Annotated in this window: 18 protein-coding genes and 3 pseudogenes; 14 read left to right on the top strand and 7 right to left on the bottom strand. The window is 69.5% G+C overall.

Going from position 1 to position 21,763, the window contains the following annotated elements:
• Window positions 1-54 precede the first annotated feature (54 nt).
• From IE185_RS26430 to IE185_RS26415, 4 genes are all read left to right on the top strand, one after another.
• Window positions 55-1,104, top strand: a complete 1,050-nt coding sequence (locus IE185_RS26430) for a family 2 encapsulin nanocompartment cargo protein polyprenyl transferase (RefSeq protein WP_138896523.1) — start codon at window positions 55-57, stop codon at window positions 1,102-1,104.
• A 135-nt stretch (window positions 1,105-1,239) separates the two neighbouring features.
• Window positions 1,240-1,833: a GNAT family N-acetyltransferase gene (locus tag IE185_RS26425; protein ID WP_138896524.1), complete on the top strand. Its 594-nt coding sequence runs from the start codon at window positions 1,240-1,242 to the stop codon at window positions 1,831-1,833.
• A gap of 152 nt (window positions 1,834-1,985) precedes the next feature.
• Window positions 1,986-2,564 (top strand): dihydrofolate reductase family protein, encoded by a 579-nt coding sequence (locus IE185_RS26420; RefSeq protein WP_138896525.1) that lies wholly within the window; start codon window positions 1,986-1,988, stop codon window positions 2,562-2,564.
• A gap of 49 nt (window positions 2,565-2,613) precedes the next feature.
• The gene (locus IE185_RS26415; protein ID WP_229843706.1) at window positions 2,614-3,360 is read left to right on the top strand and encodes a DUF6304 family protein; all 747 of its coding nucleotides are present in this window, start codon (window positions 2,614-2,616) and stop codon (window positions 3,358-3,360) included.
• Window positions 3,361-3,486: 126 nt separating this feature from the next.
• Here the strand turns inward: IE185_RS26415 and snpA are convergent, their stop codons facing one another.
• Complete coding sequence (snpA, locus tag IE185_RS26410) at window positions 3,487-4,146, bottom strand: snapalysin (protein WP_138896526.1); 660 nt, start codon at window positions 4,144-4,146, stop codon at window positions 3,487-3,489.
• 195 nt (window positions 4,147-4,341) lie between these two features.
• Between snpA and IE185_RS26405 the strand changes: the two are divergent.
• From IE185_RS26405 to IE185_RS26395, 3 genes and pseudogenes are all read left to right on the top strand, one after another.
• Window positions 4,342-5,307: pseudogene (locus tag IE185_RS26405) on the top strand (LysR family transcriptional regulator).
• A 358-nt stretch (window positions 5,308-5,665) separates the two neighbouring features.
• A complete protein-coding gene (locus IE185_RS26400) occupies window positions 5,666-6,547 on the top strand; it encodes an SDR family oxidoreductase (protein WP_138896539.1) in 882 nt (293 codons plus the stop codon).
• Window positions 6,548-6,557: 10 nt separating this feature from the next.
• On the top strand, window positions 6,558-7,760 hold the full coding sequence (locus tag IE185_RS26395) for a winged helix DNA-binding domain-containing protein (protein ID WP_189716130.1): 1,203 nt from the start codon (window positions 6,558-6,560) through the stop codon (window positions 7,758-7,760).
• A gap of 43 nt (window positions 7,761-7,803) precedes the next feature.
• Here IE185_RS26395 and IE185_RS26390 read toward each other — a convergent pair whose 3' ends face one another.
• Entirely contained in the window at window positions 7,804-8,481 is a 678-nt protein-coding gene (locus tag IE185_RS26390) for an HNH endonuclease family protein (protein ID WP_138896538.1), read from the bottom strand.
• A gap of 585 nt (window positions 8,482-9,066) precedes the next feature.
• Here IE185_RS26390 and IE185_RS26385 point away from each other — a divergent pair.
• The 3 genes from IE185_RS26385 to IE185_RS26375 are packed head-to-tail and all read left to right on the top strand — an operon-like array spanning window position 9,067 to window position 14,205.
• A complete protein-coding gene (locus IE185_RS26385) occupies window positions 9,067-9,396 on the top strand; it encodes an SseB family protein (protein WP_229843705.1) in 330 nt (109 codons plus the stop codon).
• Window positions 9,389-9,829, top strand: a complete 441-nt coding sequence (locus IE185_RS26380) for a hypothetical protein (RefSeq protein ID WP_138896536.1) — start codon at window positions 9,389-9,391, stop codon at window positions 9,827-9,829. The genes IE185_RS26385 and IE185_RS26380 overlap by 8 nt, the downstream gene beginning before the upstream one ends.
• Window positions 9,826-14,205, top strand: coding sequence for a putative T7SS-secreted protein (locus IE185_RS26375; RefSeq protein WP_138896535.1), 4,380 nt, complete (start codon window positions 9,826-9,828; stop codon window positions 14,203-14,205). Before IE185_RS26380 ends, IE185_RS26375 begins: the two co-directional genes overlap by 4 nt.
• A 631-nt stretch (window positions 14,206-14,836) precedes the next feature.
• Here the strand turns inward: IE185_RS26375 and IE185_RS26370 are convergent.
• The 5 genes and pseudogenes from IE185_RS26370 to IE185_RS26350 form a co-directional block, all read right to left on the bottom strand.
• The gene (locus IE185_RS26370; RefSeq protein ID WP_138896534.1) at window positions 14,837-15,154 is read right to left on the bottom strand and encodes a DUF6087 family protein; all 318 of its coding nucleotides are present in this window, start codon (window positions 15,152-15,154) and stop codon (window positions 14,837-14,839) included.
• Between the two features lie 56 nt (window positions 15,155-15,210).
• Window positions 15,211-16,143, bottom strand: a pseudogene (locus IE185_RS26365) (methyltransferase domain-containing protein); the annotation flags it as partial.
• A gap of 10 nt (window positions 16,144-16,153) precedes the next feature.
• Window positions 16,154-16,445 (bottom strand): annotated as a pseudogene (locus IE185_RS26360) (ASCH domain-containing protein).
• A 113-nt stretch (window positions 16,446-16,558) separates the two neighbouring features.
• Window positions 16,559-17,092 carry an NUDIX domain-containing protein gene (locus tag IE185_RS26355; protein WP_138898186.1) on the bottom strand — a complete coding sequence of 178 codons (534 nt, stop codon included), beginning with the start codon at window positions 17,090-17,092 and terminating at the stop codon, window positions 16,559-16,561.
• A gap of 1 nt (window position 17,093) precedes the next feature.
• A complete protein-coding gene (locus IE185_RS26350; RefSeq protein WP_138898185.1) occupies window positions 17,094-18,449 on the bottom strand; it encodes an NsdA family TPR-like regulatory protein in 1,356 nt (451 codons plus the stop codon).
• Window positions 18,450-18,671: 222 nt separating this feature from the next.
• On the opposite strand from IE185_RS26350, the gene IE185_RS26345 reads away from it, so the two are divergent.
• The 4 genes from IE185_RS26345 to IE185_RS26330 all read left to right on the top strand — a co-directional run bounded on the left by IE185_RS26345 (window position 18,672) and on the right by IE185_RS26330 (window position 21,716).
• Complete coding sequence (locus IE185_RS26345; RefSeq protein WP_138898184.1) at window positions 18,672-19,421, top strand: hypothetical protein; 750 nt, start codon at window positions 18,672-18,674, stop codon at window positions 19,419-19,421.
• A 75-nt stretch (window positions 19,422-19,496) separates the two neighbouring features.
• Entirely contained in the window at window positions 19,497-20,411 is a 915-nt protein-coding gene (locus tag IE185_RS26340; RefSeq protein ID WP_138898183.1) for an aminoglycoside phosphotransferase family protein, read from the top strand.
• A 1-nt stretch (window position 20,412) separates the two neighbouring features.
• Window positions 20,413-21,105 (top strand): class I SAM-dependent methyltransferase, encoded by a 693-nt coding sequence (locus IE185_RS26335; protein ID WP_138898182.1) that lies wholly within the window; start codon window positions 20,413-20,415, stop codon window positions 21,103-21,105.
• 35 nt (window positions 21,106-21,140) lie between these two features.
• The gene (locus tag IE185_RS26330) at window positions 21,141-21,716 is read left to right on the top strand and encodes an HAD domain-containing protein (RefSeq protein ID WP_189716128.1); all 576 of its coding nucleotides are present in this window, start codon (window positions 21,141-21,143) and stop codon (window positions 21,714-21,716) included.
• Window positions 21,717-21,763 lie beyond the last annotated feature (47 nt).

Below are 21,763 nucleotides of genomic sequence, written 5' to 3'. Positions count from 1 at the left end.
GTCCGTGCCCCCGGACGGGGGGCACCGTACGAGTACTGCTGGAGGAAGTGACCCGTGACCATAACGAGAGCCGAAGCAGCCGCGACCGACGGGCACGAGGCGGCGGCCCTGCTCGAACGGGCCCGCGGCAGCGTCGATCCGCAGCTGCGCGCGGCGGTGGAGAGTCTGCCCGGGTCCATACGGCGGATCGCCGCGTACCACTTCGGCTGGGAGCAGGCCGACGGCACTCCGGCCGCCGGGCAGGCGGGCAAGGCGATCAGGCCCGCCCTCGTCCTCGCCGCCGCCGAGGCGCTCGGCGGCGCACCGGGGCCGGCCGTTCGGGCGGCCGCCGCCGTCGAACTCGCGCACAACTTCACCCTGCTCCACGACGACGTCATCGACGAGGATCCGACCCGCAGGAACCGGCCCACCGCCTGGACGGTCTTCGGTGTGCCGGACGCGATCGTCGCCGGGGACGCGATGTTCGCCCTCGCCCTGCGGCTGCTCGCCGAGGACCCGCACCCGGCGGCCGCCAGGGCGTCGGCACGGCTCTCCGCGTGCGTCATCGAGCTGTGCGCGGGCCAGCAGTCCGACTGCGCCTTCGAGCGGCGCGGGCCCCGGGACGTGTCGCTGGACGAGTGCCTCACCATGGCCGAGGCCAAGACCGGAGCCCTGCTCGGCTGCGCGTGCGCCCTCGGCGCGCTCTACGCGGGCGCGGACGAGGACGAGGTCGCGGCCATGGACGCCTTCGGGAGGGAGGCCGGCCTGGCGTTCCAGCTCATCGACGACCTGATCGGGATCTGGGGGGACCCGTCGCACACGGGGAAGCCGACGGGCGCCGATCTGGTGGCCCACAAGAAGTCCCTCCCGGTGGTGGCGGCACTGAGCGCGGACAACGAGGCCGCCACCGAGCTCGCCGCGCTGTACGCGGGGCCGCTGGACGAGGCCGCCGTGCGCCGGGCGGCCGACGCCGTCGACCGGGCGGGCGGCCGGGACTGGGCGCAGGGGCACGCCGCGGACCGGATGGGCCGGGCCGTACGGCATCTGTCCCGCGCGGTGCCCGACCTGGGGGCGGCGGGCGACCTGCTCTCGCTCGCCGAGTTCGTCACCCGCAGGACGCGCTGACCGCCGCGGGGCGGCTTGCGAGACGGCGGGCGTCCGGAGAATCCCCCGGGCGCCCGCCGTCTTCTCTGTGTCAACTCTAGGATCACGTGTGTCAGTTGGATGACAGAAGCTGATCCCGAGAGAAGAGGCCGGACCGTGGGTGTGGAGATACGACAGGCGGGGGCGAGCGACCGCGAGGCGCTCGTACGGCTGCTGGACGCGGCCTTCATGGACGACCCGGTGAGCAGCTGGGTCTTCCCCGACCGGACCCACCGCGGCCGGGTGCACGGCACGTTCCTCGGTGTCTTCCTCGACGTGGCCCTGCGGGACGGGCGGGTCGACATGACGGAGGACGGTTCGGCCACCGCCCTGTGGCTCCAGGTGCCGGCCGGGCCGCCGCAGGGGGAGGACGACACCCCGGCGCTCATGCGGCAGACCGCCGACCCGGACAACGAACGCGCCGAGCTCGTCGGCCGGCTGACGGGCGAGGTGCATCCGCACGACAGGGCGCACGAGTACCTGCTGCTCATCGCGGTCTCTCCGGAGCGCCAGGGGGAGGGGCTCGGCACGGCGCTGATCCAGCCGGTGCTCGACCGTTGCGACCGCGACGGCGTACCGGCCTATCTGGAGGCCAGCAGCGAGCGCAGCAGCACGTTGTACGAGCGGCTCGGATTCGCCTTCACGGGCCGTACGGTCGACCTGCCCGGCGGCCCCCCCATGTGGCCGATGTGGCGCGAACCGGTGAGCTGACGCCCGGCGCGGGGCCTGTGCGAATTTTCCCGCGAAAGCCCCTTGCGTAACCACTACGCATAGACCACTATGCACGTAGTGGTTCCAGGGGTCGGCCTCGCGGCCGTGCCCCGGGGGCAGCCACGCCCTTGTTCTCCGACCTGAGGATCAGTTTGCGCAAGCTCAGTTACTACGTCGGCATGTCCATCGACGGCTTCATCGCGGCGCCCGACGGCACCTACGACTTCTATCCGGTGAGCGAGTCCTTGGTGAAGGACTTCTTCATCGGCGAATATCCCGAGTGCCTGCCGACGCACGTGCGGCAGCACCTCGGTGTCGACGACCTCGACAACAAGCACTTCGACACGATCATCCAAGGACGCGGCTCGTACGACGCGGCGCTGGCGGTCGGGATCACCAGCCCGTTCAAGCACCTGCGGCAGTACGTCGTGTCCCGCAGCGTCGACCCCGCGATCGACCCCGACGTCGAGGTCGTCTCCGGTGACGTCGTCGCCAAGGTGCGGGCACTCAAGCAGGAGGACGGTCTCGGGATCTACCTCGCGGGCGGAGCCGACCTCGCCGCCCAGTTGCTGGAGGAGATCGACGAGCTGATCGTCAAGCTCTACCCGATAGTGGTCGGCGCCGGCGTCCCGATGTTCTCCGCCGAGTTCGGCACATTCGCCTTCGAGCTCGACTCGACCCGGACGTTCGACAACGGCACGATCGTGCTGAAGTACAGCAAGAAGAGCTGACACCAGGGGTGTTCGGGAGCCCTCGCCCGAACGGGCTAAAGTCCGGGTCATGACAGGAGAGCCATGGGCCGGCTGGTACCGCGACCGTGAGGGTTCCGTCGCCGTCCACTTCACGACGGACGGGCAGCGGCTGCGCACCCGTATCAGGGGGGTCGACTTCGAGGGCGACAGCTTCGACGCGCTGGACCCGGTGGCCGGACCGCCGTCCCAGGGTGCGGGGTTCACGCTGTCGGACGGCTCGCTGTGCGACTGCGTACTCGAATGGGACATCCCCGTGCCGGTGTACGCCGACGGACGGGTCCACCGGGCCACCCTCAGCTGCCTCCTCGCGCTGGGCAAGCCGCTCCCGAACGGCGCGGTCGACCGCGAACACCTCTCCCTGACGCTGCACTTCGACGGGGCGGCGTACGCGTCGGAGCGTGCGGAGAGCGACTTCGAGCACGCCCTGACGGTGATCCAGCGGCAACTGCCGTCCGGGGCGTACCTGCGGGCCTGCATCTCCTGCGCCTTCTCCGACTACCACCCGGTGGGCACCGGGATGTTCGGAAACCTGGCCTGTTTCCGCAGGACCAAGGACGCCTACCGCACGGTCGACAGCAAGCAGGACCTGTTCGACCTGTGGGACCTGCGGTCCGGTTTCGTCCAGGAGACCTGGGCGTGCCCGGACTTCGAGCGCAGACCGGCGCAGGGGCCGGGGACGGGGTACCGGGGCCCGTTCCCGTACGCGCGTCCGCGGGCGGCGGCGTCGTCCGCCGGGCAGCCGGCCACCGAGACGGCGGGGCAGCAGGTCTCCTAGCGGCGGCGCGGGCAGCCGGTGCGGCAGGTCTCCCGGCGGCGGCGCGACGGCGCCCCGCACGTCCGTGGACGTACGGGGCACCTGGGTGGCGCGGCCGGCCGGGGCCGCCCGGACCGGCCGGGCCGGTCAGAAGGTGGCGGCCGGGGCGAAGCCGTTCTGCCAGAGCCGGTTGACGCGGCTGCGCTCGCGCTGGTCCGGGGTGGCGTTCTGGCACGAGGTGCCGGGACCGCCGCCGGACATCAGCTCACTGCACGGCCCCGAGTAGTGGTCGGGCAGACCCAGCACGTGGCCGGTCTCGTGCGAGGTCACGCGGGTCGAGTTGTACTGCTGGTTCTGGCGGTAGTCGAGGAAGATGTACCCGCTGCCGTGCCCGTCGGTGCTGGCGTACGAGCCACGGGGGTCGTTGCCCTCGCGGTAGACGAAGTCGGGGTTGGACCCTTCCTGGAGCCGTACGGTGGTGACGGAGCTGTTCCAGATCTGGGTGCTCCTGGCTATCTGTGTGCGGAAGCTGGGCGCGCTCGCCGCGGAGTAGACGACGGTGACGGCCTGGGCGCCGGGGTTCGCCGCCCGCTTCTGGGCGACCGACTTCCGCACGGCGTCGAAGAACGCCTTGTTCGCGGCCGCGTTCTCCTTGGACCTCTCGTACGAGGTGAAGGAGGAATACGTGCCGGAGGTGCCGGACGTGCTCGAAGTCGCCGCCGTCGCGGGGGCGGCGCCGAGGGTCGCGGCGGCGAGACCGAGGCCGAGGGCGGTGGCGAGGAGGGCTCTGGGGTGCCGTGTCTTCATGTGGGGGGCTCCTACTCGTTCCGTTCATGTCAAACGGTTGGGTAGGGAGAGTGTCGGGGCCCCGCCGCGGCCGCGCATGATGTCAACCGGTGATAGCGCGAGCGCATCGCCCGGCCCAACTCGCGCCAAACTGGCAGTGATTCCTGTGCTTATGGAGTCTGGTGTGGCTCAGGCGGGCCGCCTCAGGGTCGAGGCATGGAGCTTGAGGTCAGGCACCTTCGCGCGTTGTGCGCCATCGCCGACACGGGCAGCCTGCACAAGGCCGCCCGTACGCTCGGAATGAGCCAGCCGTCCCTGACCACGCAGCTCCGCCGGATCGAGAACGCCCTGGGCGCGGAGCTGTTCTCGCGCGAACGCACCGGCTGCCGGCCGACGCCGCTGGGGCGCGCGGTGCTCAGCAGGGCGCGTCCGCTCGTCGAGCAGATGAACGCTCTGGTGGCCGACGCGCGAGCGGCCGCGTCCCGTTCCTCGGGGAGCCCGCAACTGCGCATCGGGGCGACCGCCAGCCGGGTCATCGGCGGGTGGCTGCGCAGGCTCCGTACGCGCCTCCCGGAGACCGGCACCTCCCTGCATGTCGACGTATCGGCCGGTACGCTGCTGCGGCTGCTCGCGGCGGGACAGCTCGACGTCGCCTTCGTGCACGAGGTGGAGGGATTCGCCCTGCGGGTCCCCGCCGGTCTCGACCAGCGCGTACTCGTCGAGCGGGAACCGCAGTTCATCGCGATGTCACGAGATCATCCGGCGGCCGGCCGCTCCGTGGTGGAGCTGACCGACCTGGCCGCCGACCGCTGGATGATCGACCCCACGGTGGACGGCGAATGGGACGGCGTGCAGCGGGTGTTCGACGCGGCCGGCCTCGACCCGCCCGTCCTGCGCGGGGACTACCACACGGCGACGTCCCTCATCGTGATGGGCGAGGCCGTCGCACCCTGGTAGCCGACCTCGGGGCCGCGCGACGACATGGCGATCCGCCCACTGCGGGGCGACCCGCTCGCCGTACGGCTGCTGCTCGTGACGCGACCGGGCTTCACCGAGGCGGACGGCGTGTACGCCGACCTGGAGGCCGCGTATCGCGACGCCGCGATGCGGGCCCCCGGATACCGGCAGTGGCTCCTGCGCAACGAAAGCCCCCTGCTCGCGGGCAGCGGCGCGGTGGCGTGACGCCCGGGGTGCCGCCGCCGGCCGGGTACCCGCCCGCCACGAGGTGCGCCGCCGGGCCCGGGCGGCGGGGGGCCTCCCGCACCACGCCGGGACCCCCGCCCGCCACGAGGTGCCCGGCCGAACCCGGGCGGCGCGGCCGCTCGCGCACTGCCGAAGCCCCGCCCCCCGGCGCGGCCCGCGCCCGCCCGCCGGTCCGGTGACCGCCTCGCCGCCGTGGTGACCGCCCGGGCGCGCTGGTGCCAATGGGCGTACGAAGGAATGCTCCCCGGCCGCGTCCCCTTGACGCTGTAGAGGACGGTCGCCACCGCCGTCCGCCGGCACCGCAGGACTTGGCACGCAGCAGCAAAGGACACGCCCCATGACCCCAGCAATCGCCGTCACCGGAGCGAGCGGCCGGATCGGCGGAGCCGTCGCCCGCCGCCTCGCCGGCGCCGGCGTCTCCCAGCTCCTCCTCGGCCGCGACCCCGCCCGGCTGCCCGCCCTGCCCGGCGCGGTGAAGGCGCCGCCCGCCTCCTACGCCGACGCCGAGGCCATGCGCGCGGCGGTGGACGGCGCGGGAACGCTCTTCCTCGTCTCCGCGCACGAGAACCCCGACCGGGTGCGCAGGCACAAGACCGCCGTGGACGCGGCCCTCGCGGCGGGCGTCGAGCGGATCGTGTACGTGTCCTTCCTGGGCGCGTCGCCCGACGCGACGTTCACCTTCGCCCGCGACCACTGGCACACCGAGCAGTACATCCGCTCCACCGGCGTACGCCACACCTTCCTGCGCGACAGCTTCTACCAGGCCGAGTTCCCCGCCATGGCCGGCGAGGACGGCGTGATCCGGGGCCCGGCCGGGGACGGGCGCGTCTCGGCCGTCGCGCACGACGACATCGCGGACGCGGCGGCCGCCGTACTCCTCGCCGAGCTGGAGGACCAACACGGTCACGACGGCGCCACGTACGACCTCACCGGTCCCGCGGCCCTGTCGCTCGCCGAGATCGCCCAGGAGCTGAGCCGGGCCACGGGCCGCACGGTCACCTACGCACCGGAGACGCGCGAGGAGGCGTACGCCTCACGGGAGCGGTTCCACGCCGAGCCGTGGCAGGTCCAGGGGTGGATCTCGTCGTACGAGGCCATGGCGAACGGTGAGCTGGCCGAGGTCTCCGACGCCGTGCCGCGCCTCACCGGCCGCCCGGCCACGGCCTTCGCCGATTTCCTCCGCGAGAACCCGGACAGTCACCGGCACTTGGCCGGTTAGGGTCCGGTCCATGGGCAAGCGGACACGGGTGGACACGGCCGAGCGCAGAGCGCGTCTGGCGTGGCGGCACCGGCTGGCGGTGGAGGCACGGGCGGACGGCCCGGAGGAGGTCGCGCGCGACCTGGTGGCGCTGCACGGCACCGACCCCTCGTCCGTCCACCTCGGCGCGCTGGTGCGGATGCGGGCGGGCACCGTCGCGGACGTCGAGCGCGCGCTGTACGAGGACCGCTCGCTGCTGCGGCTGCTCGCCATGCGCCGCACGGTGTTCGTCACCTCCCTCGACGTCGCCCCCGTCGTCCAGGCGGCGTGCTCGCGCCAGGTGGCCGCCCGCGAGCGCCGCAGGCTGCTGGACGTCCTGGCCGACGCGGGCGTCGCCGCCGACGCGGCCGGCGTCGCGCGGTGGCTCGCCGGGGCCGAGCGGGCGGCGCTCGGCGCGCTGGAGGCCGGCGGCGAGCTCACCGCGGCGGAACTGGCCGCGGCCGACCCCCGGTTGAACACCGAGATCGTCCTGTCGCGGGGCAAGGCGTACGAGGGCCGCCAGAAGGTCGCCAGCCGCCTGCTGCTCCTGCTCGCCGCCGAAGGGCTCGCCGTACGGGGCAGGCCGCGCGGCTCGTGGACGTCCCACCAGTACCGCTGGTCACCGCTGACCCGGTGGTGTCCCGACGGTCTGGCCGAGTGGGACACCCTGGAGGCCGAGACCGAGCTGGCCAGGCGCTGGCTACGGGCTTTCGGCCCCGGCACGGCGGACGATCTGCGCTGGTGGACGGGCTGGACCAAGACGCAGGTCAAGCGGGCCCTGGCCGCACTGCGCGCGGTGGAGGCCGACCTGGAGGGCGGCGGCACCGGCCTGCTGCTCCCCGACGACCTCGACCCGCCGCCGGCGCCCGAGCCGTGGGCCGCGCTGCTGCCCGCCCTCGACTCGACGCCGATGGGCTGGCACACCCGCGACTGGTACCTCGGCGAGCACGCGCCCCGCCTCTTCGACCGTGCGGGGAACATCGGCCCCTCCGTGTGGTGGAACGGCCGGATCGTCGGCGGCTGGGCCCAGGACGCCACCGGCGCGATCGTCTGCCGCTACCTGGAGGACGTGGGCCGGGACGCGAAGGCCGCCGTGCGCGCGGAGGCGGAGCGCCTCGCCCCGCTGCTCGCGGGCGTACGCCTGACGGCGCGGACGCGGGGCAAGACGTGGCTGGAGGAGGAACTGACGGCCTGAGCGCCCGGCCCGTACCACCGCCGGACGCCCGGCCGGGGCCGCGTCAGAGCGCCATCTCGTACGAGATCTCCTCCGTCGGGCACTCCGCCACCATGTTCCGCAACGCCGCCAGCTCGGCCGGGTCCAGGGACAGCTTCCACCGCCCCTTCACCGCCGCCCACTCGGCGATGTACCGGCAGTCCGCGCTGTCGTCGGACGGCTCCCACCGCGCCGGGTCCCGGTCCCCCTTCAGGCGCTTCTCGGAGGCCGTCACGGCGGCGAGCACTCTCGGGTCGCCCAGGTCGTTCGCGAACCGCTCCCGCTCCTCGGCGGTCCAGGCCGACGCCCCGCTGCGCCAGGCTTCGGCGAGCGGCACCAGATGGTCGACGTCGAGGGCGCCCGCGCCGGAGTGGTCCCGCTTGTCGTAGTACGAGTGCCACGCGCCGCCCGTGATGGTGCACCGCCCGTCGACGGCGGGCGGAGTGGTCGCCTCCGCGATGATCACCTCGGCCCGTGTGTCGCAGCCGTCCTGGTCGGGGTCGGTCCAGTGCCGGAACCTCGCGGCGTTGTACCCGCTGCTGTCCTCGGCGGCGACCGGCAGTTTCTCGATGGCCTGCTCGACGGTGGTGCTGACCGTGTCACCGGGCGCGGCGCCGGCGCCCGGCGCCGCTCCGACGACCACGACGGTGGCGGTGGCGGTGGCGGTGAGGAGTGTGGACACGAGGAAGCTGAGCCTGCGCATACGGGTCCCTCCGTCTCGTACGGACGGACCAGTGCTAGCGGCACCTGTCACCCGGACACGCCGCGGAGCCCCCGGAAATCACCCGCACGGGACCGCCGCGCGGGAAACCCCCGGCCCCCGGACCGCTCGCGGACGACGACAGCACCCGGCTCCGCGCGGATGCCGGGTGCTGTCGGGTGTGCCGGGAAGGCGACCGGGTGGGTCAGGCCTTCTTGGTCTCCTAGTAATTAGCCGGGTTGGTGACCTGCAGTGATCTCTTCTGTGGGTCACTGACCTGGTCTTTTCTCGATTGCTGGCGATGGGGTGCGACGGGCTTGACCGGGTGTCTTGCGGACTGTGTGCGGACTGGCATGGGCTGTTCCATGGCGCATGGCTTCCCCGTACGGTTGGTCTGCACCCGCACGGCCCACCGTTGGCTGCAGGCCCGCAGTAGTCACAGAATGACGCCGTTCAAGCGCTATCAGCGCGTGCAGGTGTCTATGTCGTAATTCTGGTAGTGCCGCATCGAAGTGCCGACTGGCCCAGACCTTGGGCGCCTTAAAGCCATGTTGACTGCCCTGCTCGCGATCATGTTCGATGCTTTGCATGAGTGATCAGGACACGGGGGCGGGGGAGCTTCCTGATGCTGTGCGAGAGGCTTTGTTGCGGGGGCGCTGGTACTTCCAGCGTCCGGAGCGTCCCGGTTTCATGGCGATCGGCCAGCCGGAGTCAGCGGTGATACCGGCTTTCTCGTCGCCGGGGGAGTTGGCACGCTTCGCCGGGGCGTGTGAATGGTTTTCCACCACGGGCGAGGACTTGATGACCCTCCTGCCTGAGGGACACGGGCTCGTTGTGGACCTCGCTGGAGCGAACCCGCAGCTGCTGCCCGCGGAGATGCTTGCTCCGCTCCGTGTGGAAGATGCCGCCGATGAGTGACGGCTACAAGGTCGAGATATCGGCGCTGCGCCGAGTCGTTTACCCACTTGAGGATTCGATGCTCGCGGCCAAGGACGTCCGGGACAAGAAGGGCGATCTCGCCTCTTGCGCGAAGCACGCGGGCTCGGACGTGGTCCAGGGCGCGGTGGAGGGCTTCCTCTCCTCTTGGGAGTACGGCATGGGACAGCTCGTGGACTTCGCCGAGATCATCGTCGAGAAGCTCAACGAGACCATCGCCGCCTATGAGCAGGCCGAGAAGCTTGGGATCGAGAACTTCACACCCACCGAGGAGAACCTGGCCTCTTTGCCATCCGGGGCAGCGAGCAGTTGGGTGTACGAGCAGACCAAGCCCGACCTGCCGAGTGAGAAACCCGGTTGGGAGCAGACGGCCGACGGCTGGCAGCAGGACTTCGAGGACTGGGCATTCGGATGAGCGAGACCATCGGGGCAAACGACACGCCCAAGGATCTGATACCGGGCAACGTGACGCAGTTGCAGACGCTGGACATCACGCTGAGCGTCTATGCGGACGCCTTCCAGGATGCCAAGATGCGCCTGAAGACGGTGGATGAGGAGGAGTGGCAGGGCACCACCGCCCTGGACTTCCGCTCCAAGGTGCGCCACATACCCGACACTCTCGACACCGCACACGACGAATTCGCCAAGGCTGCTAAGGCGGTACGCGATTACTCCGAGGTCCTGGAGGAGGCGCAGCGCAAAGCCAAGCCCATCATCGAGGACGCGGCGGAGGCCCGGCAGGCGTCCAAGAACTACCAGCGTGACGTCGATGACTACAACGCCGCCGTCGAGCGCCGTGACGACCCGCTTCCTCAACGCCCGCCGGAGACCGACCCGGGCGGCGCGGCGATGGGCGGCTGCGTCTCGAGGCTCAATGCGTTGCGTGCCCAGGTGGACGAGGCCGCCCGGGTGGCCAAGCCGAAGCTGGACGCGGCGGCCGGAGCCGCGCCGGACGAGCCCGGCTGGTTCAAGCAGCTCTTGGGTGGCGGCAAGAACCTGGCCAAAGGCTTCTACGAAGGACTCGACGGTTTGGGTAGCCTTACCGACACACTGACCCATCCCTCCCGCTGGGGGATGCAACTGGCCAGCGTGGCCGACGGCCTCATGTACGGGGTCCAGAACCCGACCGAGTTCGCGAAGTCCATCGCTGACTGGGACACGATGAAGAACGAACCAGCCCGCTGGGTCGGCCGGCTCGGTCCCGACGTGCTCCTCGGCCTCGCTACCGGCGGAGCCGGCGCCGCGGCGACCCGCAGCAGCAGCGCCGCCAGACGGATCGCCGAACGCGCCCGCCGCCTGCGCGAGGAAGGCCGGGGTCGCGACGACGCCCACAACCGACCGGACGACGTATGCCGCTCGGACGGCGACAAGTGCAAGACCGGTGAGCCTGTCGACATCGCCACCGGCGAGATGTCGCTCACCCGCACCGACCTCACCCTGCCCGGCGCCTTCCCCCTCATCCTGCAGCGCACCCACCTGTCCAACTACGGGGCCGGTGGCTGGTTCGGACCGTCCTGGGCCGCCACCCTCGACCAGCACCTGGAAGTCGGCGAGAACGACATCCTCTTCGCCGGCGCGGACGGCATGCTGCTCGCCTACCCATGCCCGGACAGTCTCGACGCCGTCTACCCGTCATACGGCCCGCGGTGGCCACTACACCGGGATGGCACAGACGAAGCCGCCTACCGCATCACCGATCCCGCCACCGGCCGCACCCTCCACTTCGCTCCGCACCCGGCCACAGGCCACCCGCTGACCGCCATCGAGAACCGCGCCGGCCACCGCATCGACATCGACTACGACGCCGAGACCGGCCGCCCCACCGCAGTCCGCCACTACGGCGGCTACCGCGTCGACATCGACACCCACCCCGAGCTGCCACGCATCACCGCCCTGCGGCTCGACGACACCCTGCTGATCTCGTACGGCTACGACGAGTTCGGCAACCTCACCACCGTTACCAACTCCTCTGACCAGCCACACCGGTTCACGTACGACGACGCAGACCGCATCACCACCTGGACAGACAGCAACGGCTCAAGCTTCGGCTACGTCTACGACCACACCGGCCGCGTCCTGCGCACCCTCGGCCCCGACGGCATGTGGTCCGGCAGCTTCCGCTACGAACCGGCCGACCGACGCACCACCTACACGGACTCCCTCGGCCACGCCACGGTCTACGAGTACGACGAACACTGCAAACTCACTCACACCGCTGACCCGCTCGGCAACAGGACCACGCAGCAGTGGACACGGGACGGGCGCCACCTCGCCTCGATCACAGATGCGCTGGGCCACACCACCCGCTTCGAGCGCGACGACGTTGGCAACCTCACCGCTGTGCTCATGCCCGACGGATCCCACGCCACGGCCGTCTACAACGAGCTGAACCTGCCTGTCCTTGTCACCGAACCGGGAGGCATCACCTGGCAGTACACGTACGACCAGGTCGGCAACAGGCTCTCCACCACTGGTCCCACCGGGGCGACCACGGCGTATGACTACAACGAGACTGGTCATCTCTCTGCTGTGACTGATGCCCTGGGCCATACCCGCTGGATCCAGAGCAACTCGGCTGGCCTCCCGATGGTCGTCACCAACCCGGACGGCAACTCCATCTGCGTGACCCGGGACTCCCTCGGTCGCACCTGCAGTATCACCGACGCCCTCGGCAGCATCACACGCCTCTCCTGGACAGTCGAAGGCAAACCCCTCCGACGCGAATACAACGACGGCTCCCTGGAGTCGTGGACGTGGGATGGCGAGGGCAACCTCCTCACGTACACCGACCAGGCCGGAAACACGACCCGCCGCACATACACCCACTTTGGCCTCCCGGCTTCACGCACCGACCCGAACGGCGCCGAGTTCAGATTCAGCTACGACACCGAGCTGCAGCTCACGAGCGTGACCAACCCTGCTGGCCTGACCTGGTCATACACGCATGACGAGGCCGGACATCTAGCGGCCGAGACCGACTTCAACGGCCGCAGCCTCAAGTACATCCACGATCCGGCAGGTCGCCTCGTATCCCGCACCAACGGGGCTGGAGAGACCGAGACCTTCACCCGCGACCCTCTGGGCCGTGTCACCGCTCACGCTTTCAGCGACAACCGCGTCTCGACGTACGCCTATGCCCCGACCGGCCAGATCGCCGCGATGACCAACCCTGATGCGGTCGTGGACCACATCCACGATCCGCTTGGTCGCCTTCTGTCGGAAACAATCAATGGCCGCACCACCAGCTACACCTACGATGCGCTAGGCCGGCGTACCTCACGCACTACACCCAGCGGACTCATCTCCACGTGGGACTACGGCACGGGACCTCAGCCACTGGCCTTGTCCAACTCGGCCGGCCATCGCCTTGACTTCGGCTACAACGTTGTTGGCCAAGAGATAACCCGCATCTTCGACGACAACGCCTTCCTTCTTCAGACCTGGGACGCAGGCGGCCGCCTGGCCAGCCAGAGCATCCGAAACAGCAACTCGGCTGCCGACCCGGTCCAAGACCGCCAGTACACCTACCGTCCCGACGGCTACTTGACCCAGCTGATCGAACACACCACTGGCACCCGCCGCTTCACACTCTCCAGCGCAGGCCGCGTCACCACCGTGACTGGCAGCGACTGGTCCGAGTCCTACGCCTACGACACCACTGGCAATGTAACCTCAGCCATCACCGCCACCACCGCGGACACTGACGGTCCTCGCGAGCTTTCCGGAACCCTGCTTCACCGTGCCGGCCGCACCCGCTTCACCTACGACGCGCAAGGCCGCCTGGTTCGCAGAACGCGCCGACTCCTCAGCGGTCAAACGCGTCATTGGACTTACAGCTGGAACGCCGAAGACCGTCTCGCCGAAACGACCACCCCGGACGGTACCCGCTGGCGCTACATCTACGACCCCACTGGTCGGCGCATCGCCAAACATCGAGTGGATCCCGTCGGCGAGGCAGCGGAGTGCATTCACTTCACCTGGGAGGGGACCCGCCTCGCCGAACAGACGGCCGCCGACGGCACCGTCACGAGCTGGGACTACACCCCAGGAACTCATCGCCCTTTGGTGCAGACCGAGCGACGTCCTAGAGCCATCGACCCTCGCTTGAAATGGCTGACTGCAGGGGAAACGTCGCAAGACGAGTATGACAGCCGCTTTCACGCCATCATCACTGATCTCGTCGGCACCCCCACCGAACTCCTCAACGCCGACGGCGAAATCGTTTGGCACTACCGGACCGCTCTCTGGGGTAGTCCACTACCGGCGCCGACCGGCCGAAGCGACGTCGACTGCCCCCTGCGTTTTCCTGGCCAATACGCTGACCCAGAAACTGGCCTGCACTACAACAATCAGCGCTACTTCGACCCCGAAACCGCGCGCTACCTCACGCCCGACCCCCTCAGACTTGGACCTGCAGACAACCACCACGCGTACGTTCCCAACCCTTACGCTGGGACCGATCCGCTCGGCCTTATGTGCGTGAAAATTGGGGATGCAGACCCTGCCAGTCAGCAAGGGAACCTTCCGTTGCTGGCGGATAAGATTGCAGCTCATGGAGACATCAACAAGCGAGGAATTCCAGGGGTGGACGATGAGGACGTCGCCGAGTACTTGGAGGACATGATGGCGGGTTCCGAGGGTCGGAAACTTCGCGACACGCAAAGTGGCACCCCTCGTTGGGCATGGTGGGATGACGAGACCGGAACAATGCTTATTCGTGAAGGAAACAACGGAACATTTATGCAGCCCAGTCGAGGGCACGATTACTATATGGACCAATTGAAGGAGTAGCAGGAATGGGTAGGGCCGACGCAAAAAGCGGATCAGATGAGGCTCCGGCGACTTTGTCGCTGTGGGAGAATCTATCGAAAGAGCAACTTCAGGGAATTCAAGCCTGGGATGAGCGCAGACTCCAAGTTGAGTTGGACAGGCTCCCCCCGAAGGCTCGAGCGCGGATGAATGAGCCCATGTGCTCGATCAGGAATATGCTCACTGATTGGGAGCGTCTCGTACGTCGAATGGAGGCTCAGTGGATGCCCTCCGGTACTTACCCGATTAGTGCATATCCGAACGCCCTAGAAACTCGAGATCTCCTGGAAGACGCGGTCGAGAGCATCTCGGTGGAGGCGAAAGAAGCCGTCAGGCCGCTTCTCGAAAGTCTCGATGCGATCTTTTATGCTCATACTGTCCCTGACGAGGAGGGCGAGTTGCGCCCTTGGGTTCGCCCCCCGAGCGAGGGCAACGCGAGGGGGTGGTGGAGGCGTAAGCCTCGTGTCTCGCCTTGGTGATGAGGTGAGTGCAGAGCCAGCCAGCTTTATTAGCTTGGATGCCTTGCGAAGGGCCGTCGGCTTGCTGATGGCCCTTCGGCTTCGGACTGTCGAGGGAGTGGCCCAGTGAAGAACGAGCCGGGCAGTCCTGAGAGTCAGCGCTGGTTGGATGGCGGCGCTTGTGGCCTGCGGTGCTTTCCGGTGCCTGAGCCGAGCGGTTTTGGTGCCGGGCCGGGGGCCCGGGCCGGAGGCTTGTTGGCCTCGGGGTACAGGATGCGCTTGGCCTCAGCGAGGTTGGCAGCGAACGCGTAAGGCTCCCAGGCGTGCCCGTTCCACCGTTCGATGGCGCGTGGTGCGTCGGGGTTAAGGTGCGCCCCCTTGGGGCCGTCGCCCGAGACGATCGGCACTGCCCGCAGGCGGCCGATCTTGGTGTCCCGGCGTTCCGCCCACTCCGACAGAGATTCGTCGCCCACCCCGCCAAGCCTAGCGTCGCTGGGGCTTAGCAGAGGGCTGATAGAGGCAGGGACGGTCACGCGAGACAGTGCTGCCAGCGCAGTGCCGGGTTGGCGCCGATCCAGTACGTGTGGGTATTGGCGGTGATGTGGAGCTGTACGGCGGTGTTGTCGGGGCTTCCCGCGTCCTGCCATGGGGTGAGCGCCTGCTCGATGTCGTCCCACAGGGCCGCGGGGCCGCCCTGCCGGACGGTCCAGTCTTCGCCGTCAGAGGTGAATTCGGCGAAGGACTCGCGCTCCGGATCGAACACGTACAGGAGCTGGGCGCCGTCGCTCGTCGCTGCGCGAACGAATTGTGCGCCCGGGGCGCCGAGTTGAGCGAGGAAGGCGGGCATCCACTCGTCCAGGAGTAGGGGCGACACCTTCATCTGCCGCTCACTGTCGGCATAGACGGTGCGGGCGGAGAGGCCACCGGACACCGGGACCACTGGCCTGGGAGCGTGCCTGCATGAACGAGGGGCGGCCGATGATCCGGCCTTCGGCGGTGTCGTCCTTGCCGACGGTGACCTTCGCGAGGCCGGTGCCGTACGACCATGCACCGCCGACGGTGGCCTGGACGGTCCCGCCGGGCTTGGTCTGCCTTGATAGAGGTGTAGGGATACGGTGGACGGCGCAGGTGGCGATTACTCGGTCGTACGGAGCACGGCGCGGGTATCCAAGTAGCCCGTCCCCGGTCTCGGTCCATGTTGAGAACCTGGCCGTTTCCAGCGCGGCATCTGCACGGGCCGCCACCGCCGGGTCCACCTCGATCGTTGTCATGTTGTCTTCGCCGGGGCGGTGGCACATCAGCGCGGAGGAGTAGCCGGTACCTGTGCCGATCTCCAGCACGCGGTGCCTTCCCCCAAGTCCAGGTGCTCGATCATGTCGACGACGGTGACGGGAGTGGTGGACGAAGAGGTGGGCGAGCCCGCGACGAGATCAGTGGTCTGATCGGCGGTCAGGTATTCGTCGGCTGGGTGGTCAGGGGCGGATGTTGGCGAGCTGCTCGTCGGGGTGGCGGTGGGTTTGACGTTCGCCGAGCCTTCGCCGTCGAGGAGGGCATCGAAGTTGGGGTACTCGGTGACGCGGAGAACCGCCACATCGCAGGTCTTGTCGGTGCCTTGATGCGGAAGCGGATGGTGTCGCCAGCGGCGAGGTCGGCGAGGCGCGTGTATCTGCCCCTCACTTCGATGACCTTGGTGCCCGCGGCCACGCGGTCGAAGTATTGGCGGTCGAGATTGAGCTCTCGTACGCGGGCGGTGGTGTCGGGCATGGGGCGGGAACATTCCTGGTGGCTGGTTCGATCATCATGCGGTCGATCTCGGTTACCGAGTACGAATGGCGAAGGGCCCGCCCGGGCAACCGGGCGGGCCGCAATTGGTGCCTCTATCGCCAGCCGTCGAGCGAGACCTCCGGGCCTCCCGCGAGATACCGGTGGAGGGCGCATGAGGTGGTGTCCACGAAGTTCTTGGGGATGGCGTCGGCGTCGACCCAGCCGACCTGGGCGTGCTTGCGTGGTTCGCGGTTCTCGGGTTCGCCGGTCCATTCGTGGGCGGTGAAGACGACCGTGAGGAAGCCGTTGGGGGCTTCGACGCCCCAGGCTCCGTGGATGACGTGGGCGACCTTCAGGGCTTCCGGCTTCACCGTCAGGCCGGTTTCTTCGTACAGCTCACGTACGGCGGTTTCGGTGATGGCCTCGCCGGGTTCACTCTTGCCGACGGGGAGGTCCCACATGCCCTGGGCGAACTTGGCGTTCTCGCTGCGCTGGAGGAGGACCACGCGATTGGTGGCCTTGTCGTGGACGATGACGGCGGCGACCAGCAGGGTCATGGATTCCAGGGCCGGCTTGAGGGCCTTCGGCTGGTCGTCGGTCTTCGGCTGAACCACGGTCATCCCTTCGTTGGGCGGGTTGTCGGGCATGTTAGGCGAGGGCTTCGCGGGCGCGGCGGGCGAGATCGGCGGCGCCGGGTACCTTGCGCCGCTGGTAGACCGCGAGGGTGGAGCGGACCGAGGTGATCGCCTTGCGAGTGCGGTCCGAGGTCATGCCCTCCATGAGGACCAGGGCCTGGGTCCAAGCGGCGACGGCTTCGTCGGCGCGGGCCTGGGCGGCGAGGCTGTCTCCGAGGTCGGCGTGTGTGAGGGCATGGACGCGCTTGTACTTCTTCGGGTCCCAGCGGGTGAGGGCGTCGCGGTGCTGTTGTTCGGTGCCGATGTGGTCGGCGAGGTCGGTCAGGGTGCGGGCGGTGTGGCTGGCCACGGTGCCGGCGGCGGGGCCGCTGACGCGGGAGAAGCTGGGCTGCGGGCTGTCGTCTCGAAGGAGCGCGTCTTCGGCGGCGAGCAGGGCACGTGCGGCCAACGGGTGCTCGTTGACGGCGGCGTAGGCGCGTGCGTGGGTGATGTGGAGGAGTGCCTCGGTCTGGCCGTCGACGTGGCCGAGACCTGTCCGGAGGGCGCCTTCGACGAGGTCGACGCAGTGGTGGGGCTGTTTGAGGCTGAGGGCCTGGTGGGCGAGGGCACGCATCATCCAGGCGGCATGGCCGTGCGGGTCGGCTTCGCAGGCGAGCTGGTAGCCGACCTGGTAGTAGCGCTGGGCGGCGCCCTCCTGGCCGAGGTCGTGGTGCTTCCATCCTGCGAGGTAGGCGAGTTCGGCGACCGCGCCGAAGGCTGCCCTGCGTAAGGCTTCGCTTGGGAATCGGCCCCGGAGCATGGGTGCGGCGGTGTCGGCGAGGTAGGCGGTGACGGTGGTCAGGCCGTGGCCGCCGCCGAGGCGTTCGTCAGCGGCGCTGAAGGCCGTGGTGATCTGCCGTACGACGTCCACGTCCTCCACGCCGACCACGGACGTGCCGGTGCGGGCTCGGAGCATGCGGGCGGTGGCCTCGTGGTCGTAGCCGAGAGGCATGGCGACGCCGGCGGTGGTGAAGGCTGCGATGGCGAGGAAGCGGCGGCGCTCGACGTCGGCGCGGCCCAGGTCGGTGACAGCGAGGACGGGGTCGGATTCCGCCGGCTCCTCGGCCTCGGCCGTGCGAAGGCCGATCTCGGTCTGAGTAATGGTCCGACCGGCCCGGCGGGACAGTGCCTCAGCGAGGTACTGGCCTACCCGGCCTGAAGGGGCGCGGGTGCCGTTCACCCAGTGGGAGATGGCCGACTTGTTGGTCTGGAGGATCTCGCCGTTCTCGGCGGCGATGCGCCGCACGTCCCTGGCGAGAGCCTCGTAGGTGCAGCCGACCGCGTCGATGGCATCGCGCAGGCGGGAGTTGGGTTCTCGCTGCGCTGCCACGATCGCCTCCACTCCGGAGCTGTAAACCGCGTATACCGCTTCAACTGCCTCCCACCGTACCCACTGAGCGTGACCACCGGTTCACTTATCAGCAGCCGCCCGGAACGGCACGACCGCGATCCAGGTCCCCCTTGGTCCGGGCGGCACCCCGAAGTTCCGTACGCCCACACCGGGTTCGGGCCCTCCTGTGCCCGGACCCGGACGAACAGAGACGGAGACACGGTGACCACCATCGACACCACGGCCATCACGGTCGAGCTGCCCAAGGCGTTCGACCCGCGCTGGAGCCGCCTGCCCGGCATCCAGGTCGACGGCCGGCGCATCACCATCGACCCGGCCGAGTACTTCTTCCGCTTCGAGTCGAACACGTGGCTCATCGCCGACTGGGAGCTGGTCAAGGCGCAGCTCCTGGACGTGGACGAGACGACCGAGAGCGCGGTCGAGCAGCTCGCGCTCGACTTCATCAAGCAGCACAGCGACTCCACCTCCGACGCGGCCCGCGTCCTGGCCACCGCGTACGAGGTGTACGCGTACCTCTTCCGCGAGGAGCACCTGGCCGGCCTCGGCCTCCCGCAGATCACCGCCGACCACCTGCGGATGCTCCGCGAGGCAGCCACGCTCATGGCGCTCAACAAGGTGGAGCTGGACGGGCACATCTCCAACGTCGGCCCGTGCTGGTTCTTCCCCGCCGCCACCTCCGTCGTCTTCGACCTGGACGACGAGATGGGCGGAATGCTCGACGAGGTCTACCACGGCGGCTGGTTCAACGAGCACCGCCGCATCGAGTCCATCAAGGCCCACGCCGCCCTCGGCGGTCGGCTCGTGCACGGCTGCCAGTCCGTGCCGGACCAGACCGGCGGCGTCGTCGCGCCCTACGGTGCCTCGCTGGCCAACTTCCGCGACGACCTCTCCGCGTTCAAGGCGGGCTGGATCAAGCAGGTCTACTCCCACCGCGTGAACCCCGCCGCGTAACCCACCCGACCAGGCTCCGGGGCGGGCTGGCACCTCTCGCCCGCCCCGGACGCCTTCCACCTCACCGGAGCCCCCATGAGCCCGAATCCCACCGCCGAACTCCTGGACAACCTGCTCACCGTGGTCGGCCAGGCCACCGGCACGCGTGAGGAGGTGCGCGTGTGGTCCATGTCCGGCGTCGAGCGCGTGACCTTCCCCGACGGCGCCACGGCCATCTTCAAGTACGCCAAGAAGCCGTTCGACAGCGAAGACCAAGCCCTCCGTCTGGCCCACACTCTCGGCGTCCCCGTCCCCCAGGTCCATGCCTCCGCCATCCTGGACGGTTGGCTCGGCATGATCATGGAGGACCTCGGTCCCGCCGTCCGCGAGGCCGACGACCTCGACGGCGTCGCCGCAGCCGTGGTCCTGCACGGCACCCGGACCGCTCCCGCCCTGCCCGTTCTCGACCATGAGCGGCTGCGCATGCTGCCGGCCAGGGCACTGGAGCACCTCGGACAGCTCCGTAAGGCCGAGCGGTGGCAGGACACGGACGACGTCGAGGACGCGCTCGACCGGATCGACCAGGCTGCCGAGGCCCGCTCGGCCGGAGCGACCCTGGCGCCGTTCGGCTGGGTGCACTCCGAGTTCCACCCCACCAGCCTCCACATCGGACAGCAGGGCGGCTGGCGGCTGCTCGACTTCGCCCGCGCCTTCACTGGCCCCGGCCTGCTCGACCTCGCCAGCTGGCACGGCACCATCGAGCCCCCACACCCCGTACGTCTGCGCGTCTTCTTGGAGCAGTACGTCACCGCCGGCGGCACCCCCGACGCCCTCGCCCCGCGGGGCGGGCTCACCGCCGAGAATTGGGCCCTGGGCTGGCACCGCATGTGGGCGGTCGAGTGGTTCATGGAGCAGTCCATCCGTTGGATCGACGACCCGGCTACCGACCCCGCCTACATCAAGGCCGTCCGCCGCCACCTCACCGACGTCCTCCACCTCCTGGAGATCTGACGTGCTCGCCCAGGCTTCCCCGTGGCACGTCCACGCCGTCCAGCGCACCGCCGTCGGACTCACCGAACCGTTGTCCGTACCCGCGCGGATGGAGTGGACCACTCGGCCCGGCCAAGGACCCGGTGCAGAGAGTCTCGGCGCGGACCTGCGCGGCAAGCAGGTGGTGGAGCTCGGCTGCGGCCCCGGTCACAACGCCGCTCACCTGGCCACCCGCCACGGCGCCCACGTCACCGGCGTCGACCTGGTCGGCCTGCAGGTCCGCCGAGCCCGCTCCCACTACGGACGGCTGAACAACCTCACCTTCGTCGCCGGCCACGCCCTGCACTACCTGCAAGCCTCCGACGAGCAGTTCGACGCGATCTACTCCGTCTTCGGCGCTGTCGGACTCGTCGCCCCAGAGCTCCTGCTGCCGGCCATCGCGGCGCACCTCAAGCCCGGTCGGATTCTCTCCTTCTCCGTCCCTCACCCGCAGCGCGGCGGCCGAAGCCCCTCCGGCGACGACCGGCCTCGCCGCGACTTCGTCACTCTCCCCGACCGCACGCGACTGCCCATCGCCCGTTGGGAGTTCGATACGGGTCGCTGGGAGAAGCACCTCAGCAACGCGGGCTTCTGGCTCACCTCGGCCCAGGAGTTCCACGACTCCCGCATGGGCCACTGGCCCACCACGCTGCTGATCCGCGCCCGCAAGCTCTGACAGCCGCCCTCGCCCCGGCTCACCCTGGAGGACCGATGCGCCTGCCCTACCTGCTCCTCGACGTCGACGGCGTCCTCATACCCTTCCCTGACGCCGACGGGACCACCCCGTCCACACACGCTCGCCACGACGTCGTCCCCACCGGCCGCAGCGCCGACAACCCCGTCGCCGTCTGGCTCGACGCCGACCACGGCCGCCTGCTCATGGACGTCGTCCGTAGCGGCCTGGTCACGCCGGTCTGGTGCACCAGCTGGCGGCAGGATGCCACCACCATCATCGGCCCGCTCCTCGGCCTCCCGCCCCTGCCGTACGTTGACCTCCCCCGCCCGCAGATCACCACCAGCCACCCGGGCGGCTACCTGTGGAAGCGTGACCACGTCGACTCTTGGCTGGGCGACGTGCCCGCCGTCTGGATCGACGACGACTTCACCAGCCTCGACCACACCTGGGCCGCGGAACGCACGACTCGCGGCATGGCGACCCTCCTCGTCCAGCCCGACCCCCACATCGGGCTCCAGGCTGAACACTTGGCCGAGGCCCGAGCGTGGATGGAGCGGCTGCCCGTGCGGACCGGCGCACCTGCTGCTGCGAGCGGAACCGAGGGAGCCTGACGGGCACCCGTGCCAAAAGAGCAGTTGCCCTCGCCCACTGGTGGCGA

The organism is Streptomyces chryseus (genome assembly GCF_014650755.1).
Classification (GTDB): Bacteria; Actinomycetota; Actinomycetes; order Streptomycetales; family Streptomycetaceae; genus Streptomyces; species Streptomyces chryseus.
Note: the sequence above shows the minus strand (reverse complement) of the source record. Positions and strands in the feature narration are given on the sequence as shown.

What these genes read in the sequence shown, in the direction of transcription:
- IE185_RS26400 (WP_138896539.1), top strand. Translation starts at nt 5,666, where the DNA reads ATGACCCCAGCAATCGCCGTCACCGGAGCGAGCGGCCGGATCGGCGGA.
- IE185_RS26390 (WP_138896538.1), bottom strand. Translation starts at nt 8,481, where the DNA reads ATGCGCAGGCTCAGCTTCCTCGTGTCCACACTCCTCACCGCCACCGCC.
- IE185_RS26380 (WP_138896536.1), top strand. Translation starts at nt 9,389, where the DNA reads ATGAGTGACGGCTACAAGGTCGAGATATCGGCGCTGCGCCGAGTCGTT.
- IE185_RS26385 (WP_229843705.1), top strand. Translation starts at nt 9,067, where the DNA reads ATGAGTGATCAGGACACGGGGGCGGGGGAGCTTCCTGATGCTGTGCGA.
- IE185_RS26355 (WP_138898186.1), bottom strand. Translation starts at nt 17,092, where the DNA reads ATGCCCGACAACCCGCCCAACGAAGGGATGACCGTGGTTCAGCCGAAG.
- IE185_RS26330 (WP_189716128.1), top strand. Translation starts at nt 21,141, where the DNA reads ATGCGCCTGCCCTACCTGCTCCTCGACGTCGACGGCGTCCTCATACCC.
- snpA (WP_138896526.1), bottom strand. Translation starts at nt 4,146, where the DNA reads ATGAAGACACGGCACCCCAGAGCCCTCCTCGCCACCGCCCTCGGCCTC.
- IE185_RS26375 (WP_138896535.1), top strand. Translation starts at nt 9,826, where the DNA reads ATGAGCGAGACCATCGGGGCAAACGACACGCCCAAGGATCTGATACCG.
- IE185_RS26415 (WP_229843706.1), top strand. Translation starts at nt 2,614, where the DNA reads ATGACAGGAGAGCCATGGGCCGGCTGGTACCGCGACCGTGAGGGTTCC.
- IE185_RS26340 (WP_138898183.1), top strand. Translation starts at nt 19,497, where the DNA reads ATGAGCCCGAATCCCACCGCCGAACTCCTGGACAACCTGCTCACCGTG.
- IE185_RS26395 (WP_189716130.1), top strand. Translation starts at nt 6,558, where the DNA reads ATGGGCAAGCGGACACGGGTGGACACGGCCGAGCGCAGAGCGCGTCTG.